Below are 18,127 nucleotides of genomic sequence, written 5' to 3' on the forward strand. Positions count from 1 at the left end.
CTAGGAGCACTCCGGCACAAGCTGCGGACGCGCCCCACATTGCTGACCGATGCTGCTCAAGGCAGGGCGCATGCAGCCTTGAGGGGCCGACCGGCGAGAGGACGACAGCTATCCGTTCCTGATCCCGTCACCCATTTCGCTGCCTGCATGATCGGTTGACGCTACCGATTCTATCGAATACATTTGATCACATGTCAAATTAATGACATCAGCAGAACAAAAAATCGGATCAGCGCGGCGCCACCCCACAGCCAACAGTCTTGCGGCGGTGGCCGGCCCGCAGCGGTGACGGCCACCAGGAGACAGTTGCACCGGATGCACGCACAGCGCAGACAACAGCGCCTGCGTCATCTATCCCCCTCGTGAGGACAGGCTTGCCTGCCCTGCCCGCTCGCCGCTGCACACCTCGCCCATCTCCGGTTCTCTGCGCTGGCCCACCCGGCCGCTGCGCATGTTGCTGCGAACACGACCGACGGCCGCCATCCCAGTCCACCGCCCCGGTCACCCTGCTCGATACAAAGAACGCAGTTCCCAGGAGACACCGGCGCCCGCCGGATATTTAGGAGGATCGCACCATGGAGCAAGACCAGAGCACGTCCGGCAACAACGGCATCAACCACGACAACGACAGCACCACCAGCAGCACTGCAAGTCCCGCCTCCCCGCGCCGCCGCCGCATCCTGCAAGCCGGCGCTGCCGCCATCGCAGGCGCCTCGACCATGGGCTTTCCGGCCATCGTGCGCGCCCAGTCCGACAAGATCATCATCGGCCACCTGACGCCGCGCACGGGCTTTCTCGGTCCCATGGGCGAATACGCGGTCATGAGCATCAACCTGGCCGTGGAAGAACAGAACAAGGCCGGCGGCCTGCTGGGGCGCCAACTGACGCTGCTGTCGGAAGACTCGGTCAATCCGCCCACAGCCTCTTCCAAGGCACAGCGCCTGCTGGAGCGCGATGGCGCGGCGCTGCTGATCGGCGAGATTTCCTCGGCCTCGGCGCTGGGCATCGCCCAGGTCGCCCAGCGCAACAAGAAGCTCTTCATGAACACCGGCTGCAACTCCGACGAATTGCGCGGCAAGAGCTGCAACAAGTTCATGTTCCACATTGAGGCCGCCAACTCCACCTACGTCAAGGCCTGTGGCCAGCAACTGCTGCAGAACGGCCTGATCAAGGGCAAGAAGCTCTATGCCCTGACCGCCGACTATGCCTTCGGCCATGACCTGCTGCGCACCGCCAAGGCATTCGTCGGCGCCAATGGCGGCACGATTGCCAACGATGAACTGGTGCCCACCGATGCCACCGACTTCAGCCCCTACCTGCTCAAGATCCGCCAGGCCAAACCGGATCTGGTGATCTCCAATCTGGCCGGCAACCAGATCACCAACTTCATCAAGCAGTATTCCGAATTCGGCCTGCCCTTCCCCATCGCCGGCTTCGGCTTCGATACCGTGGCAGCCTGGGGTGCGGGCGCAGACAACTTCGCCGGCACCTGGCCCACCACCTGGCACCACGATGTCGACAGTCCTTCCTCCAAGGCCTTCGTGGCGGCCTTCATCAAGAAGTACGGCAAGCCGCCCGAGAACCAGGCCTGGGGCGAATACGTGGGCTTCCGCTCGGTCGCCCAGGCGATCGCCGAGACCAAGTCGCTGGACACCATGAAACTGATCGAGTACTTCGAGAAAGGTGCGCAGATCGACATCCTCAAGGGCCGCAAGGGCGTCTATCGCGACTGGGACCACCAGCTGATGCAGGAGATGTACACCCTCTCGCCCAAACCCAAGGGGCGCGCCAAGGACCAGTGGGACTTCCTGCAACTGGGCGCGGCCGTGCCGGGACCGAACGCACCGCTGGATTCGATCGCGCCGACCATGCAGGAAAACGCCTGCAAGTTCAGCTGAAGTTCCCCGGACCATACCGCCACGCGGCCATGCCTGAGACCCGGGCGTGGCCGCCAGTCGCCTCACTTTCGCAAGGCCTCGGGCCGGAGTTGCAATGCAAATCGTTTTCCTGCTGGAACAAATCCTCAACGGATTGCTGGTCGGCGGCTATTACCTGCTGATCGCGCTGGGGCTGTCGCTGATCTTCAGCCTGGGCGGCATCGTCAACCTGGCGCACGGCGCCTTCTATGCCATCGGCGCCTATCTCGCCGTGGAGATCACCAGGCATCTGGGATTCACCGGGGCGGTCTTCATCTCGCCGCTGCTGGTGGCACTGCTGGGCATCCTGTTCGAACGCTTCCTGCTGCGCCGTTTCTATTCGGCCGATCCCATCCTGGGACTCTTGCTGACCTTCGGCCTGTCGATGGTGGCGGAACAGCTGATCCGTATCCTGTGGGGCGCATCGCCACTCCCGGCTTCGATCCCGGCGGCCTTCAAGGGCCAGATCATGGTGGGTGACTTCATGTACTCGCGCTATCGCCTGCTGATGCTGGCCATCGTAATCGTGGCGCTGACGCTGATCTGGCTGCTGCTCAACAAGACCTCCTTCGGCCGCGTGGTGCGTGCCGGGGTGCAGAAGCCCGACATGGTGGCGGTACTGGGCATCCGCCTGCAGCCCTACATGACGGCCATCGTCATGCTGGGCGTCGGCCTGGCCGCACTGGCCGGGGTGCTGTTCGCGCCGATCTCGGGGGTACAGCCGGCCATGGGGGCCGAGATCATGACGGCCGCCTTCGTGGTGGTGGTCATCGGCGGTCTGGGCAGCTTCTGGGGCGTGGTGCTGGCCGCCGTGCTGGTGGGCGTGGTACGCGGCATCACCATCCAGTTCTACGCCCCGGCCGGCGAGGCCTCGATGTACCTGCTGATGCTGCTGGTATTGATCTTCCGTCCGCGCGGCCTGTTGGGCGAGCGCATCGAACGCTTCGAATGAGACCGCGGCCATGAACCCTATGCTCTCCATGAATCCGAAACACCAATCCCTGTGGATCGGCGCCGCCGCGCTGATCATCACGCCCCTGCTGCTGCCACTGCTGGGCCTGACCACCACCTCCGCCACCGACGTGGTCATCTACGCCATTGCCGCCATGGGCTTGAACCTGCTGGTGGGCTATACCGGCCTGACCTCGTTCGGTCACGGCGCGTGGTTCGGGGTGGGCGCCTATGCCGCCGCGCTGTCACAGAAATACTGGTTCCCCGGCCAGATCGTGCTGCCGCTGCTGTTCACCATCGCCTTCATCGCGGTTTGCGCGGCACTGGTGGGTTTTTTGATCCTGCGCCGGCGCGGCGTGTATTTCTCGCTGCTCACGCTGGCCCTGTCGGCGCTGACCTTCGCGGTGGCCTTCCGCTGGACCGACTTCACCGGCGGCGAATCGGGGCTGGGCGGCATCGTGCGACCGGTGGTCGCCGGTATCGACCTGGACCAGTCGCTGCCCTACCTGGTCTTCGTCAGCCTGATCGCCTTCGCCGTGCTCTACTGCCTGCACCGGCTGATCCGCTCGCCGTTCGGCCACACCATCGTGGCCATCCGCGAGAACGAGCAGCGGGCGCGCTTCCAGGGCTACGCCACCATCCTCTACAAGCTGCAGATGTTCATCATCTCGGCCACCGTCACCGGCCTGGCCGGTGCTCTGCTGGCCTTCCACCACCGCTTCGCCTCGGCCGAGCCGACCTCGGTGGCCTTCTCCGGCGAACTGCTGGCGATGGTGGTGATCGGTGGCATGCGCAGCTTCCTCGGGCCGGCGCTGGGTGCGCTGTTCTACATCCTGTTCCGCGAATGCCTGTCGATCTGGACCGAGAACTGGCTGCTCTGGTTCGGCCTGGCCTTCGTCGGTTTCATCCTGTTCTCGCCCACCGGACTGGTCGGCATCTGGCGCCAGCTGCTGCGCCGCCTCAAGCCGCCGGCCGAAGTGGGCGCCGCGATGAGCGCGCGCCAGATCGTCGATGGCCTGCCGCTGCCGGACTTCCTGCAACCGCCACCCCGGCAGGGCGTGGTACTGGAAGCCCGCGACATCGAAATCCGCTTCGGCGGCATCCAGGCGGTCAAGAACGCGCAGCTCGCGCTGCATGCAGGTGAAATCCACGCCCTGATCGGCCCCAACGGCGCCGGCAAGACCACCACCTTCAACCTGATCTCCGGCATGTTCGCCCCGCATGGCGGCAGCGTGCTGCTCAACGGCCAGCCCATCCACGGCCTGCCGCCCAGCGAGATTTGCCAGCGCGGCCTGGCGCGCTCGTTCCAGATCACCAATCTCTTCAAGGGCCTGTCGATCTACGAAAACCTGCGGCTCTCCCTGCAGGCCCGGCATGCGGCGCGCTACAACATGTGGCGCGACATCGACAGCTATCCCGAGATCCATGCCGAGACCGCCGAACTGATGCGCTTCCTCGGGCTCAAGGGCATCGACGACATCGAAGGCGGCGCCCTCTCCTACGGCGGGCAACGATTGGTGGACCTGGGCATCGCCCTGGGCTCCAAGCCCCAGGTGCTGCTGATGGACGAGCCCCTGGCCGGCCTGGCCGCGGCCGAACGTGAACGGGTCTCGCGGCTGGTGCAGATCATCGCCGCCAACATCCCGGTGCTGATCGTGGAACACGACATCGACCGCGTGCTGGGTTTCTCGCAGCAGGTCACCGTGATGAACCAGGGCAGCGTGCTGATGGCCGGCACACCCGAACAGGCCCGCGCCGACCAGCGCGTGCAGGAAATCTACACCGGTCACGGCACCCCGCCGGTCACCGGCCGCAGCAGCGGCGATGCGCAGGAGCGGGCGCAATTGCTGGCCTTCGAGGGCGTCAATGCCTACTACGGCAAGAGCCACATCCTCAATGACGCCAGCCTGGAGGTGCGGCAGGGCGAGATCGTCGCCCTGCTGGGCCGCAATGGCGCCGGCAAGTCCACCCTGCTCAAGACCCTCACCGGCCTGCTGCGCCCGGCCTCCGGCACCATCCGCTATGACGGTCGCGACATCGCCGGACTGTCCGCCCCCGACATCGCCCGCCTGGGCATCGGCTACGTACCGCAGGGGCGCGGCCTGTTCGCCGGTATGACGGTGGCCGAGAACCTGGCGCTGGGCCGACTGGCGCGCAAGAACGACAGCAGCAACGGCGTGGCCTGGAGTGAAGAAAAGATCTTGCAATACTTCCCGCGCCTGAAGGAACGTCTGCACACCCATGCCGATTTCCTCTCCGGTGGTGAGCAGCAGATGGTCGCGGTAGCCCGGGCGCTGTCGGGCAACGTCAAGCTGCTGTTGCTGGACGAACCCTTCGAAGGCCTGGCCCCGGCCGTGGTGCAGGAACTGTTCACCGTCTTCGACCAGTTGCGGCGCGAGGTTTCCATCGTCATCGTCGAACACAACCTGGACCTGGTGCTGGCCCTGGCCGACCGCGTCTTCGCCCTGGAGCGCGGCGCCGTCTTCCACACCGGACCGGCCGAACCGCTGCTCAACGATCTTACCTATCGCAAGAAAATCCTCTGGCTCTGAGCCAGCACTCTCCCTCCCTGCAACAAGGACACTGCACCATGGACCTGAATCTGAAAGACCAGAAAGTCATCGTCACCGCCGGCGCCCAAGGCATCGGCCTGGCCATCACCGCCGCCTTCGTCGAGGCCGGCGCCCACGTCCACATCTGCGACGTCAGCGAAGACTTCCTCGCCAGCGCCCGCAGCCAGTTCGCCGGCGCCCGCGTGAGCTACAGCCTGACCGACGTCACCAGCGAGACCCAGGTCGATGCCATGTTCGCCGACCTCAGCCAGCGCTGGGGCGGAGTACTGGATGTACTGGTCAACAACGCCGGCATCGCCGGCCCCACCCTGCCGGTGGAAGACGTCGAGTTGTCCGGCTGGGACCAGACCATCGCCGTCAACCTCACCGGCCCCTTCCTCTGCACCCGGCGCGCCGTACCGATGCTGAAGAAGAACGGCGGCGGCTCCATCGTCAACATCTCCTCGGTGGCTGGCCGCCTGGGCTTTGCCCTGCGCACGCCCTACTCGGCCTCCAAGTACGGCGTCATCGGCCTGACCGAAACCTGGGCCATCGAACTGGGGCCGTCCAATATCCGCGTCAATGCCGTGCTGCCGGGCGTAGTCGAAGGTGCCCGCCAGGAGCGCATCGTCGCCGCCAAGGCAGAGGCCTATGGCATCGAACATGAAGAAATGCGCCAGCGCCTGCTCTCCAAGGTCTCGCTGCGCAAGATGGTCACGGCGCAAGACATCGCCAACCAGATCATCTTCATCTGCTCCCCGGCCGGCGCCTCCATCAGCGGACGCAGCCTGTCGGTATGCGGCAATGTCGAAGTACTGAGCTGAGGAGCCACCATGAGTGAAAAGATCGCCGTCATCGGTGCCGGCCTGATCGGCCGCGCCTGGGCCATCGTCTTTGCCCGCGCCGGCTACCGGGTGGACCTGTGGGACGCCGTCCCGCAAGCCCTGCAGGGTTGCCGGCAACTGCTGCAAGACAACCTGGCCGACCTCGCCAGCCATGGCCTGATCGACGAAACACCGCAGACCGTACTGGCCCGCATCCACACGGCAGACAGCCTCGCCGCCGCCCTGCACGACGCCATCCTGGTCCAGGAAAACGTCAAGGAAACGGTAGACGTCAAACGCGCCATCTTCGCCGAGATGGACAGCCTGGCCGCCCCGCAGACCATCCTCACCAGCTCCACCTCGTGGATCCCCACATCCGCCTTCTCGGAGCACCTGCCCGGACGCGACCGCATCCTGGTCGCCCACCCCGTCAACCCGCCCTACCTGGTCCCCCTGGTCGAACTCGCCCCGGCCCCCTGGACCTCCGCTGCCACGGTCGAACGCGCCCGCGACATCTACACCCGCGCCGGCCAATCCCCAGTGGTCCTGAACAAGGAAATCACCGGCTTCCTGCTCAACCGCATCCAGGGCGCGGTACTGAACGAAGCGCTCAACCTCTATGAAAACGGCTACGCCACTGCTGCCGATCTCGACAAGGTCTTGAAGGACGGCCTCGGCCTGCGCTGGTCCTTCATGGGCCCATTCGAAACCATCGACCTGAACGCCCCCGAAGGCGTACTGGACTATGCCCGCCGCTACGGCCACACCTACCGCGACGTAGCGAAGACACAAGCCCCCAATGAATGGAACAGCGAAACCCTGGAACGCATTGAAGCAGAGCGACGGGCCGCCCTACCCGCAGACCAGCTAGGCGAACGCGCCCGCTGGCGCGACAACAGACTGATGGGACTGATTGCGCACAAGCGCAAGCAAAAATAGCAAACAAAGAAGCAAACAAAGAACCAAAGCCCAAGGCAAGCAAGAGCACCACGAAGCCGAAGGCGAGCCCCCCGCGAGGCCGAAGGCGAGCCGGACACGCTTTCCCCCTTGGGAGCCAGCCGCCGGAGTGAAGCGGCAAGTGGATCAGAAAAATAGTGGGAGCGAAGCGACTCTATTTTTCCCACTTGCTGCTTCACTCTGGCGGGCACCCTCCGCAGGAGGGCTGGCTCTTGGGGGCCGTTTTCTTTGCTTACTTTCTTTGGCGGGCCAAAGAAAGTGAGCGGCTGCCGGGCCGCCCCCGGCGCTCCCCTGCGACCGGAGAGAGAAAAGCATTAAGCTAGAGCGAAAATAGTCAGCAAGACCAGACTACCCAAGCAACAAAACAAAACAACACAACACAACACAAAGCAAGACAGCAAATCACCCCAAAAGCACAACCAACATCAAAGGAGCACACCCCATGGCCAAGCCCAAGAAAGTCATCATCACCTGCGCAGTCACAGGCGCCATCCACACCCCCTCGATGTCCCCCCACCTGCCCATCACCCCCGAGCAGATCAGGGACGAAGCATTGGCCGCCGCCGAAGCCGGCGCCGCCATCGTCCACCTCCACGCCCGCGACCCACACAACGGCAAACCCACCCAGGACCCCGACGAATTCCGCAAATTCCTCCCCCAGATCAAAGCCCGCTCCAACGTCGTCATCAACCTCACCACCGGCGGCGCCCCCACCATGGGCGTAGAAGAACGCCTGCAACCCGCACTGCAGCTCAAGCCAGAAGTCGCCTCCCTCAACATGGGCTCCATGAATTTCGGCCTGTATGAAATGCTGAACCGCTTCAAGGACTTCAAATACGACTGGGAACGCCCCTACCTCGAAGGCTCCGACGACCGCATCTTCCGCAACACCTTCAAGGACATCGCCTACATCCTCGAATCCTGCAGCGCCAACCAGACCCGCTTCGAAATCGAGTGCTACGACATCGGCCACCTCTACACCGCCGCCCACTTCATCGACCGAGGCCTGATCAAGCCCCCCTTCCTGATCCAATCCGTCTTCGGCCTGCGCGGCGGCATCGGCAACGACGTCGAAGACGTGATGCACATGAAGCGCACCGCCGACCGCCTCTTCGGCGAAGACTACTTCTGGTCCGTACTGGGCGCCGGCCGCGGACAGATCCCGATCGCCACCATGTCGGCGGCCATGGGCGGCCACACCCGCGTGGGTCTCGAAGACTCACTCTGGGACGGCCCCGGCAACCTGGCCAAGAGCAATGCCGACCAGGTCCGCCGCATCCGCACGGTCATCGAAGCGCTCTCCCTGGAAGTGGCCAGCCCCGACGACGCCCGCGCCATGCTGAAACTCAAGGGCGGCCAGAACGTCGGCTTCTGAGCGCCACCGCCCGCAGCGGGCAGGCCTTGGCGTTTCGTCATTGACGCCATGCCAAGGCTCCCCGCCGGTCGGGTGCTTGCCCTGTCGATGCGCTACAATCCCGCATCCCTCGGCCAGTGGCCAGCACCCGAAACATTGCAATGAAACAATACCAAGACCTCATCCAGGACGTGCTCGAGAACGGCTCCTGGCAAGACAACCGCACCGGCATCCGCACCCTCAGCATCCCCGGCGCGATAATGCGCTTCGACCTGCAGAAGGGTTTCCCTGCGGTGACCACCAAGCGTCTGGCCTTCAAGTCGGTGGTGGGCGAACTGTGCGGCTTCCTGCGCGCCACGCGCAGCGCTGCCGACTTCCGGGCCCTGGGCTGCAAGGTCTGGGACCAGAACGCCAATGAAAACGCCGACTGGCTGGCCAATCCCTTCCGTACCGGCACCGACGACCTGGGTCCGGTGTATGGGGTGCAATGGCGCCAGTGGCCGGCCTACAAGCTGATCGATGCCGCGCATAGCGCGCAGATCGACGCGGCCCGCAGCAAGGGTTTCAGCATCGTCTCCACGCTGCAGGATGAAGGCGTGGACAAGGTGCTGCTGTACAAGGCGGTGGACCAGTTGCGCGACTGCCTGGACACCATCGTCAAGAACCCCGGCAGCCGCCGCATCCTGTTCCATGGCTGGAATTGCGCGGTGCTCGACGAAATCGCCCTGCCCGCCTGCCACCTGCTGTACCAGTTCCTGCCCAACCAGAACACCGGCGAAATCTCGCTCTGCCTGTACGTGCGCAGCAACGACATCGGCCTGGGTACCCCCTTCAACCTGGCCGAAGCGGCGGCACTGCTGCATCTGGTCGGGCGCCTGACAGGCTACAAGCCGCGCTGGTTCAGCTACTTCGTGGGCGATGCCCACATCTACGAAAACCATATCGAGATGGTCAAGGAACAGTTGACCCGCGAGCCCTACCCGCTGCCGCAACTGCTCATTTCCGACCGCGTGCCGGAGTTCGCCAAGACCGGCGAATACGCACCGCAATGGCTGGAGCAGATCGAGCCCTCCGACTTCTCGCTGGAGAACTACCAGCACCACGCCCCCCTGACCGCCCCCATGGCGGTCTGAACCACCTGCGCATGCCGCCACCGGCAGTGCGCCGGTCGGTGCGCGCTTCGGGAGAGATGCATGCCTACCCCCCTGCTGCAACGACTGGGCCTGGCCCATCCCATCATCCAGGCCCCCATGGCTGGCAGTTCCACCGTGGCCATGGCCGCTGCCGCCTCCAATGCCGGCGCCCTGGGTTCGCTGGCGCTGGGCGCCTCGAACGTGGCGCAGGCCCGCGAAGCGCTGGCACAGTTGCAGGCGCTCACGGCCAAGCCCTTCAACGTCAATTTCTTCTGCCATCAGCCGGCGCAGCTGGATGCGACCCGGGATGCGGCCTGGCTACGGCATCTGCAAGGCCATCTGGATGAATTCGGCGGCAGCATCACGCTGCCCTTGAAGGAGATCTACCAGAGCTTCAAGGTCGATACCGGGATGCAGCAACTGATGCTGGAACAGCCGCCCAAGGTGGTCAGTTTCCACTTCGGCCTGCCATCGGCTGCAGTGATCCAGTCCCTCAAGCAGGCCGGGGTGTTCCTGATGGCCAGCGCTACCTGCCTGGACGAGGCACGCCAGATCGAGGCCGCCGGGATCGACGCCATCGTCGCGCAAGGCATCGAGGCCGGTGGCCATCGCGGCATCTTCGACCAGGACAAGGATGAGGAAATCGGGACCTTCGCCCTGGTGCGCCTGCTGGCGCAGCATAGCCGCCTGCCGGTGATCGCAGCCGGCGGCATCATGGATGGCAAGGGCATGGCCGCCGCCCTGCAACTGGGCGCGCAGGCGGTGCAGATGGGAACCGCCTTCCTGCTCACCCGCGAATCCGGCGCCAATGCCGCCTATCGCGCCCTGCTCAAGAGCGAGCGCGCCCGTCACACGCGTGTGACGGCCGCCATTTCAGGCCGCCGCGCGCGCGGCATCGTCAATCGCTTCATGCAGGAAATCGATACACCCGGCGCGCCGCCGATTCCGAGCTATCCGGCCGCCTACGACGCCGGCAAGCAGCTAAATGCGATGGCGGTGGCCAGGGATGTGCACGAATTCGGCGCCCACTGGGCCGGACAAGCTGCGGCGCTCATCCGCGACGGGCTGACCGTGGCCGAGCTGGTCCAGGTGCTGGTGCAGGAGTGGCAGGCCACGGCCTGAGCCACTCTGTTCAGGATACGGTGCCGGTGGCGGTACCGGTGTCGCCCGGCACCTGCTTGTCCTGCCAGCCGCCGCCCAGGGCCTTGTACAGCGAGACGGTCGCCTGCAGCCGCTGCAGCTTGATCTGGCCCAGCTGGTTCTGGGCTTCGGAGAGAGTGCGCTGGGTATCGAGCACCACCAGCAGGTCTTCGGCACCGGCACGATAACGAATTTCGGCCAGCTCGAAGGCGAAGCGCGCCTGGTCCACTTCCCCTACCTTCAGGCGATACCGTTCTTCCAGGCTGCGAATCGCACCCAGGGCCTTCTCCACCTCGGACAACGAGGTGATCACGCGCTGCCGGTAGACCTGCACCAGTTCTTCCTTCTGGGCCTCGGCCAGGGCGCGCTGGTTGCGCAGGTTGCCGCCATCGAAGATGGGCGCGATCAGGCCGGCACCGAGATTGGCGAACAGGTTGGGACCATCGAACAGGGACAGCAAGGCATTGCTCTGCGCGCCCGTGGAGCCGGTCAGCGTGATGCTGGGGAACAGCGACGCCCGGGCCACGGCGACGTTGGCATTGGCGGCCGCCAGGTTGGCTTCGGCGCGACGGATGTCTGGCCGACGGGTCAGCAATTCGGAAGGCAGGCCGGCCGAGATGCGCGGCATCTGGATGCCGGCCAGGCCTTTTTCCTCGACCTTGAAATTCTGCGGCGGACGGCCCAGCAAAATGGCCAGCGCCGTCTGGGCGTCCTGCTCCTGTTGCTGCAGGTCGGGGATCAACTGACGCTGGTTGGCCAGGGCCGAACGCTGGCGCGCCAGGTCCAGCGGCGAGGCCGAGCCGGCGCGGCTTTGCGCTTCCACCAGGCGCAGCACGCGTTCGGCGTTGTTGACGTTCTGGCGCGCAATCTCCAGCCGGTCGCGCAGCGACAGCACTTGCAGATAGGTGGAAACGATGCCGCTGGTGACGGTCAGGGCCACCGTCTCGCGGTCATAGCGATTGGCGCGCAGGGTGGCTTCGGCGGCTTCGACCCCGGCGCGATTCTTGCCCCAGAAGTCGATCTCATAGCTGATCTGCAGGCTGGCGTTGGCGGCATTGGCCGGGGTGCCGCCTGAGATCGGCATTTCACGGCTGGCCCCGGCATTCAGGCTGACATTGGGCAACAGCGGCGCACCGGCGATGCGGGCCTGGGCCTCGGCCTGCTTGATGCGGGAAAAGGCGGCGGCGATTTCGTAGTTGTTGCGCTGGCCTTCCTGCACCAGTTCGGACAATTCGCCACTGCCGAACTGCTTCCACCAGTCAGTATCGGGCCACAACTGTTCTGCGTGGGCCACGTCGGCGGAAGCACCACCGCCCCACTTGTCAGGCACCTGCATTTCGAGGATGGGATCGGTCTGCACCTGGGGCGTGACGCAGGCCCCCACGGCAAGCGCCAGCGAGACGGCCAGCGCCACCCGCGCCAGGCGGGGCAGCAGATCGGAAACAGGCGGAGTCGGGCTAGGCAATCTCATGGGTCATGTGCATCGAAACAGGAAAAAGAGGCCGCCCTCCCCGGCGCAGACTCTACTGTACAGCATGCCTGGCGGCTAGCGTGAGGCTGCGCCGGCGGTGGCCGCAGGGGCCGGTGGATTGGCTGGCAACAGCACCTGCTCGCCTTCCTTCAGGCCCGACAGCACCTGGGCGCGCTCGCCATCGCGGATGCCGATCTTGATCTTGCGGCTCTCCAGCTTGCCGTCCTCCAGTACCACCTTCACGGTCTGGGTGCCATCCATGCCGGGCTTGGTCACCAGCGAGCGCGGGATGGTGGGCACACGCTCGGCCCGCGCCAGCACGAAATAGACATCGGCACTCATGCCGCTCATCAGTTCCCGGCTGGGATTGGCCACGTCAAAGAGCACGGTGTAGAAGGCCTTCTTGCCCTGCCGCCCGGAGTCGTCGGTGGGCAGCAGCATGATCTGGCGCAGCTTGCCGCTCCAGCGCTTGCCGGGATAGCCGGGGGTGGTGAAGTAGGCGGTCATGCCCTTTTGCAGGCGGGTGACGTCTTCTTCCGATACCGGTACCTGCACCGTCATGCGCGAGAGGTCGGCAATGCGCATCAGGGCTTCCTGGTTGGCGCCCACCATCTGGCCCGGCCGCGCGTTGAGGATGACGATGGTGCCACTGACGGGCGCTTCGATGCGGGTCTGTTTCTGCACCGCCTCATCTTCGCGGATGGAGGCCTCGGTCTGCTGGATCTGCGCGTTGGTGGCGTCCACCCGGGCCGCCGCCGCATACATGTTCATGCGGCTGGATTCATAGGATTCCTCGCGGGTGGCGTTCTCGGCCTTGAGCTGGGTCTGGCGCTGGAACTGCAGTTGGGCGAAGTCCAGCTGGGCGTTCTGTCCGGCCAGCTCGGCCTTGAGGCGCGCCAGCGTGGCGCGGTTGTTCTCGATGCGGCTGCTCTGCACGGCCGGTGCCACCGTGGCCAGCAGGCGACCGGCCTTGACGGCTTCACCGATAACCACATCGACATCCGACAATTGGCCAGCCACCTTGGAGCCGACATCCACATAATCCTGCGCCACCACATTGCCGGTGGCATTGACTACCTGTTCCAGGTCGGCCCGTTCGACGGTGACCGTCTCCAGCTTGACCGGAATCGGCTTGGGCGCCGCTGGCGGCGGCTGCTGGCGCGAATACAGCCAGTAACCGCCGCCCAGCACGAGCACCAGCGCCAGCCCGCTCCACCACGCCTTCTGTCGTGCAGGGGCGTGTGAAGTCGGGATGGCGTGGGGCAGTTGATCTTGCGGCTCGGTCATGGTCGCTCGTGGCAAACGCGAAAGATGATGTCAGAAAATGATGACGGCCGAATTTCATCGGCCGTCTCCGGTCCTGTCCGCCCCCTCAGGCGGCCAGCATCGGTGCGTCCTGCCGGGCCAGGGCGACGCGCCAGTCCGGATGGACTTCCGGGACGCCGCTCCAGACCGCCTGGTGCAGTTGCGACAGCAGACCCGGCTCTTCCAGGATACTGTTCTTCTGCTTGTCGTTGAGCGCGTCCGGCCCGTCCTTGAGCGCCGTGCGCACCAGCTTCTCGCGCAGGTGCTGCGTCAGTTGCGGCACCTGCGGATGGGCATGCGCAGTGGCACACACCAGGGCATTGAAGGCGGGATCGACCACCGCTTCCACGAAGCCCGGCAACGCCGGTGTTTCTTCATGGTGGCGCACGGTCTCGCGCAATTCGAAGGGTGGCGAGGTCTCTTCGGGAATCTTGAACAGACCGGCGCGACGGAAGCCACGGCCGAAGCTGACCCGCGAGGACAGCACCGACACCGGCACCGACACCGCCAGAGAGCCGGCGATCGGGATCAGCCACCAGATGAAGGACGGGTTGAGCCAGTACACCAGCGCGCCCCAGGCCACGCCCAGCGACGAATGCCAGCCATGGCGGCGCAGCGCCTCTCCCCAGCCGGTTTCGTTGTCGGCGCGCGGCGGCGACTTCCAGCCGGCATTCCAGCCCAGGAAGGCGCCCAGCACGAAGCGGGTGTGGAACAGCATGCGCACCGGCGCCAGCGCCATCGAGAACAGCAGTTCGATCACCATGCTCAGGAACAGGGCCAGCGCTCCGCCAAAGCCCCGCGCGCCCTTCACTGCAAACAGCAATACCGCCAGGATCTTCGGCAGGAACAGGATGGTGGCGGTGGCCGAGACCAGCGCCAGGGCCTTTTCCGGATGCCATTCCGGCCAGATCGGGAACAGCTGGCGCGGCGCCGTGAAGTATTGCGGGTCGATCAGCGTATGCGCGGCCAGCAATACCGTGGACAGGATCAGGAACAGCCCCCACAGCGGCGCCGAGACATAGGCCATCACGCCGGTGACGAAGACCGCGCGATGCACGATGTGCATGCCACGCGCCAGGAACAGGCGGAAGTTCATCAGATTGCCCTGGCACCAGCGACGGTCGCGGCTCAGTTCGTCGAGCAGGTTGGGCGGCATTTCCTCGTAGCTGCCGTCGAGGTCGTAGGCGATCCACACCGACCAGCCGGCGCGCCGCATCAGCGAGGCCTCGACGAAGTCATGCGACATGATCGGCCCGGACAGGTTGCCCTTGCCCGGCAGCGGCGCCAGCGCGCAGTACTTGATGAAGGGCTGCAGACGGATGATGGCGTTGTGCCCCCAGAAGTGTGACTCGCCCAGTTGCCAGTAGTGCAGGCCGGCAGTGAACAGCGGTCCATAGACGCGGGTCGAGAACTGCTGGATGCGGGCATACAGCGTGTCACGTCCGGCCGCGCGCGGTGCGGTCTGGATGATGCCGGCGCCGGGATGGGCTTCCATCAGGCGGGTCAGCTTGGTCAGGCATTCGCCGGTCATGACGCTGTCGGCGTCCAGCACCACCATGTAGCGGTAATCGGCACCCCAGCGACGGCAGAAGTCGTCCAGGTTGCCGCTCTTGCGCTTGACGCGGCGGCGGCGGTGGCGATAGAAGATGCGCCCGAAGCCGCCGGTCTCGCGGCACAGGCGATTCCAGGCGGCGGTTTCGGCGGCGCAGATATCGGCTTCGCCACTGTCGGAGAGGATGAAGAAATCGAAATGCGCGATCTGGCCGGTGCGCTCCAGCGACTCGTAGGTCGCCCGCAGGCCGGCGAAGACGCGTGCCACGTCCTCGTTGCAGATGGGCATGACGATGGCCGTGCGCGCTTCTTTCGCGATCTCGGTGTGACCGGCCTTCTCGTGCGAGATGAGGTACTTGTCGTCACCGCGCATGAGGACCAGGAAGCCCGTCATGGCCGTCCAGAAACCCGCCGACACCCACAGGAACAGCAGGCCGAACAGGAACAGCACCACCATCTCCAGCGGCTTGGTGCCGTGGTAGGGCAGCACGTCGCTCATGAAATAGGTGGCCATCGAGGTCTGCAGCACCATCAGGATCAGCAACGTGATGCGGCGTACGTTGCCGGTGTGCTGCCAGTGGCCCTTGGGATCAGGCGCCTCGGACTGGTCGAGGTGATCTTCGATGTAACGCGGTTCATCATCCACCGGTGCCGGCACCGGCTCGGCCAGCTTGGCGCGGCCCTTGCGGGCGCGACGCCAGCGGCTGGGGCGACGCTCCAGGCGGCGGTTTTCTTCCTCCACCCAGCGCGAGAAGGGATTGAGTTCACCCCAGGGACGCGGAACCATGGACTTGCGGTGCATGGGCGGCCCGACCGGAATGTGCGGTTGGCCGCGCTCCTGGCTGATGGGCGGCACGACGCTGCCGGCGTCGGCAGGGTCAGTGCTATCGGTCGCGCCGTCGATATTGGACTGCGGATACATCAGGCGCAAGCGTGCGTCCACCGACGCCTGGGCTGCAGCTGCAACAAGTTGCACATCACGCCCGGAAGCCTCGGCCAGCACGCGGTGCAGGTCGGCCACCGGATCACCGGAGCCGATCGCACCCGCCCGCGCCGCCAGGTCCTGGCGTTGTTCAGGCGACAGCGGCAGGCGCGCGAGGTAATCCTCGAGCGCCTGCGAGGCTGCCGAAGTCTGCCTTAGTTGGGGGGTAATATGTAGCTCCACGTTTCAGACAAGGTTGTGCCGCCATTGGCATTGCGCAGGAAACCGCGCAGCTCGACGGGCTTGTTTTCTTCCAGCCGGCGCAGCTTGACTTCCACGCGCCAGCCGCCGGTCATTTCATTCTTGCGTGTGGTCACGCTGGCCAGCTTGCCGTTGGCATCGGCCTCGACCACGCCTTCCACGCGTGCATTGGCCGGCAGCTTCTTGAGACTGCCACCGTCGAAATCGATGGCCAGTTGCTGCACCTCGTCGGCCTTGCCTTCCTGCTTGGGACGGTAGCCGTGACCGAACAGGGTCTGCGTGACGAAGGCCAGCGGCGGACGCTTTTCATTGTCCTTCTGCCAGGACAGGCGGTATTCCACATTGAAGGGTTGACCCGGCTTGGGCAGGGTGTTCGGAATCCAGTAGGCCACGATGTTGTCGTTGGTCTCGTCCGGCGTGGGAATCTGCACCAGTTCCACGCGGCCCGAACCCCACTTGCCCTTGGGCTCGACCCAGGCGCTGGGGCGAGCCTGGTAGTTGTAGTCCAGGTCTTCGTAGTGCGAGAAGCTGCGATCACGCTGCATCAGGCCAAAGCCCAGCGGATTGTCGAAGGAGAAGGACGTCACCAGCAGACGCTTGGGATTCACCAGCGGACGCCACAGCCATTCGCCGGTGCCGGACTGCATCGACAGGCCGTCCGAATCATGCACTTCCGGACGGAAGTCGTCGGCCGGGCCGGGCTGATTCTCGCCGAACAGGAACATGCTGGTCAGCGGCGCGATACCCAGCTTGGTGACATTGCTGCGCAGGTAGAGCTGGGCCTTGACGTCCATCACGGTATCGACGCCCGGCTTGAGCACGAAGCGGTAGGCACCGGTGGCGCGGGGCGAATCCAGCAGCGCATAGATCACCAGCTCCTTGGCATCCCCCGAGGGACGCTCCAGCCAGAACTCGGTGAAGCGCGGGAATTCCTCCCCCGAATAGAGCGCCGTATCGATCGCCAGGCCGCGCGCCGACAGGCCATAGCTCTGGCCACGGCCCATGGCGCGGAAGTAGCTGGCGCCGTGGAAGGTCAGCACATCATCCTTGACCTTGGCCGAGTTCAGCGGGAAACGGATGCGGAAACCCGCAAAGCCGAGATTGCGCAGGCTGCGCTGATCCACGCTGCGATTGGCGCTGTAGTCGAACAGGGCCGGATTGAAATGGATTTCGCGCACGGCGTCGCCGACCACTTCATTGACCTTGACCGGCTCGGTGTAGCTGGCACCGAGGTGGATGAAGGACAGCTCGAAGGGCAGCTTCTGGGCACGCCACCAGGACTTGTCGTCGCGGAAGTAGATCTGGCTGGCCTGCTCGTAGCTCAGGTCCTTGAGCGACTTGGGCAGGTCATCGGAGGGTTTCTTGTAGGACTTGCCGGCCAGCGCCTTGGCGCGTGCGGCAACGGTATTGAAATCGAAGGCCAGGGCGGCTTGCGGTAGAGCCAGGGCCAACAGACCGGCGAGGGTCGCGGGCGCGGCCAGACGGCGCCACCAGGTCGATCGTGTGGTGCTGGACGGGGAGGATGGTCCCGCGCCAGGCCCGGAGGTGGTGTGAAGCAGCATTATTGTTTTGTCTGACATGCAATTTTCTGGTTAAGAGCCCCGGCTGACGCTCTGGGCTGCGCCGAACTGGAAAGCAGGCGCTAGTTTACCCAAATGTGGCGGGGATTGTTCGCAAGTTCGCAGGGCGTTGGCATGGTTCCGGCATTTCCGGACAATGCCAGCGATGTTTCCGGAATGAAAATATCACTGCTGGCTGGCAGGCCGCTGACGAGCTCGTTCGGCTGCCGG

General features: G+C 65.0%; 12 protein-coding genes. 8 read left to right on the forward strand and 4 right to left on the reverse strand.

The window, feature by feature from the left end; genetic code table 11:
• The first annotated feature begins 575 nt into the window (after positions 1-575).
• The 8 genes from BTM36_RS25055 (at position 576) to BTM36_RS25090 (ending at position 10,809) form a co-directional block, all read left to right on the forward strand.
• Positions 576-1,898, forward strand: coding sequence for an ABC transporter substrate-binding protein (locus tag BTM36_RS25055; protein ID WP_077238383.1), 1,323 nt, complete (start codon positions 576-578; stop codon positions 1,896-1,898).
• Positions 1,899-1,992: 94 nt separating this feature from the next.
• Positions 1,993-2,868, forward strand: a complete 876-nt coding sequence (locus BTM36_RS25060) for a branched-chain amino acid ABC transporter permease (RefSeq protein ID WP_006464364.1) — start codon at positions 1,993-1,995, stop codon at positions 2,866-2,868.
• Between the two features lie 28 nt (positions 2,869-2,896).
• The gene (locus BTM36_RS25065) at positions 2,897-5,419 is read left to right on the forward strand and encodes a branched-chain amino acid ABC transporter ATP-binding protein/permease (RefSeq protein WP_077238406.1); all 2,523 of its coding nucleotides are present in this window, start codon (positions 2,897-2,899) and stop codon (positions 5,417-5,419) included.
• A 38-nt stretch (positions 5,420-5,457) separates the two neighbouring features.
• Positions 5,458-6,243 carry an SDR family oxidoreductase gene (locus BTM36_RS25070; RefSeq protein WP_077238384.1) on the forward strand — a complete coding sequence of 262 codons (786 nt, stop codon included), beginning with the start codon at positions 5,458-5,460 and terminating at the stop codon, positions 6,241-6,243.
• Positions 6,244-6,252: 9 nt separating this feature from the next.
• Positions 6,253-7,182 (forward strand): 3-hydroxyacyl-CoA dehydrogenase, encoded by a 930-nt coding sequence (locus BTM36_RS25075; protein ID WP_077238385.1) that lies wholly within the window; start codon positions 6,253-6,255, stop codon positions 7,180-7,182.
• Between the two features lie 460 nt (positions 7,183-7,642).
• Positions 7,643-8,575 carry a 3-keto-5-aminohexanoate cleavage protein gene (locus BTM36_RS25080; RefSeq protein WP_006464368.1) on the forward strand — a complete coding sequence of 311 codons (933 nt, stop codon included), beginning with the start codon at positions 7,643-7,645 and terminating at the stop codon, positions 8,573-8,575.
• Between the two features lie 140 nt (positions 8,576-8,715).
• Entirely contained in the window at positions 8,716-9,687 is a 972-nt protein-coding gene (locus BTM36_RS25085; protein ID WP_077238386.1) for a thymidylate synthase, read from the forward strand.
• 60 nt (positions 9,688-9,747) lie between these two features.
• Complete coding sequence (locus BTM36_RS25090; RefSeq protein WP_077238387.1) at positions 9,748-10,809, forward strand: nitronate monooxygenase family protein; 1,062 nt, start codon at positions 9,748-9,750, stop codon at positions 10,807-10,809.
• A 10-nt stretch (positions 10,810-10,819) separates the two neighbouring features.
• Here BTM36_RS25090 and BTM36_RS25095 read toward each other — a convergent pair whose 3' ends face one another.
• The 4 genes from BTM36_RS25095 to BTM36_RS25110 all read right to left on the reverse strand — a co-directional run bounded on the left by BTM36_RS25095 (position 10,820) and on the right by BTM36_RS25110 (position 17,917).
• Entirely contained in the window at positions 10,820-12,298 is a 1,479-nt protein-coding gene (locus tag BTM36_RS25095) for an efflux transporter outer membrane subunit (protein WP_039876010.1), read from the reverse strand.
• Positions 12,299-12,373: 75 nt separating this feature from the next.
• Positions 12,374-13,585 (reverse strand): efflux RND transporter periplasmic adaptor subunit, encoded by a 1,212-nt coding sequence (locus BTM36_RS25100; protein WP_174616917.1) that lies wholly within the window; start codon positions 13,583-13,585, stop codon positions 12,374-12,376.
• Between the two features lie 85 nt (positions 13,586-13,670).
• Entirely contained in the window at positions 13,671-16,319 is a 2,649-nt protein-coding gene (mdoH, locus tag BTM36_RS25105) for a glucans biosynthesis glucosyltransferase MdoH (RefSeq protein ID WP_077238389.1), read from the reverse strand.
• Positions 16,292-17,917, reverse strand: coding sequence for a glucan biosynthesis protein G (locus BTM36_RS25110; RefSeq protein ID WP_039876015.1), 1,626 nt, complete (start codon positions 17,915-17,917; stop codon positions 16,292-16,294). Before BTM36_RS25110 ends, mdoH begins: the two co-directional genes overlap by 28 nt.
• Positions 17,918-18,127: the final 210 nt, after the last annotated feature.

The organism is Herbaspirillum sp. VT-16-41, assembly GCF_001994935.1.
In the GTDB taxonomy this organism is placed as follows: Bacteria; Pseudomonadota; Gammaproteobacteria; order Burkholderiales; family Burkholderiaceae_D; genus Herbaspirillum; species Herbaspirillum frisingense.

What these genes read in the sequence shown, in the direction of transcription:
- BTM36_RS25055 (WP_077238383.1), top strand. Translation starts at nt 576, where the DNA reads ATGGAGCAAGACCAGAGCACGTCCGGCAACAACGGCATCAACCACGAC.
- BTM36_RS25060 (WP_006464364.1), top strand. Translation starts at nt 1,993, where the DNA reads ATGCAAATCGTTTTCCTGCTGGAACAAATCCTCAACGGATTGCTGGTC.
- BTM36_RS25065 (WP_077238406.1), top strand. Translation starts at nt 2,897, where the DNA reads ATGAATCCGAAACACCAATCCCTGTGGATCGGCGCCGCCGCGCTGATC.
- BTM36_RS25070 (WP_077238384.1), top strand. Translation starts at nt 5,458, where the DNA reads ATGGACCTGAATCTGAAAGACCAGAAAGTCATCGTCACCGCCGGCGCC.
- BTM36_RS25075 (WP_077238385.1), top strand. Translation starts at nt 6,253, where the DNA reads ATGAGTGAAAAGATCGCCGTCATCGGTGCCGGCCTGATCGGCCGCGCC.
- BTM36_RS25080 (WP_006464368.1), top strand. Translation starts at nt 7,643, where the DNA reads ATGGCCAAGCCCAAGAAAGTCATCATCACCTGCGCAGTCACAGGCGCC.
- BTM36_RS25085 (WP_077238386.1), top strand. Translation starts at nt 8,716, where the DNA reads ATGAAACAATACCAAGACCTCATCCAGGACGTGCTCGAGAACGGCTCC.
- BTM36_RS25090 (WP_077238387.1), top strand. Translation starts at nt 9,748, where the DNA reads ATGCCTACCCCCCTGCTGCAACGACTGGGCCTGGCCCATCCCATCATC.
- BTM36_RS25095 (WP_039876010.1), bottom strand. Translation starts at nt 12,298, where the DNA reads ATGAGATTGCCTAGCCCGACTCCGCCTGTTTCCGATCTGCTGCCCCGC.
- BTM36_RS25100 (WP_174616917.1), bottom strand. Translation starts at nt 13,585, where the DNA reads ATGACCGAGCCGCAAGATCAACTGCCCCACGCCATCCCGACTTCACAC.
- BTM36_RS25110 (WP_039876015.1), bottom strand. Translation starts at nt 17,917, where the DNA reads ATGTCAGACAAAACAATAATGCTGCTTCACACCACCTCCGGGCCTGGC.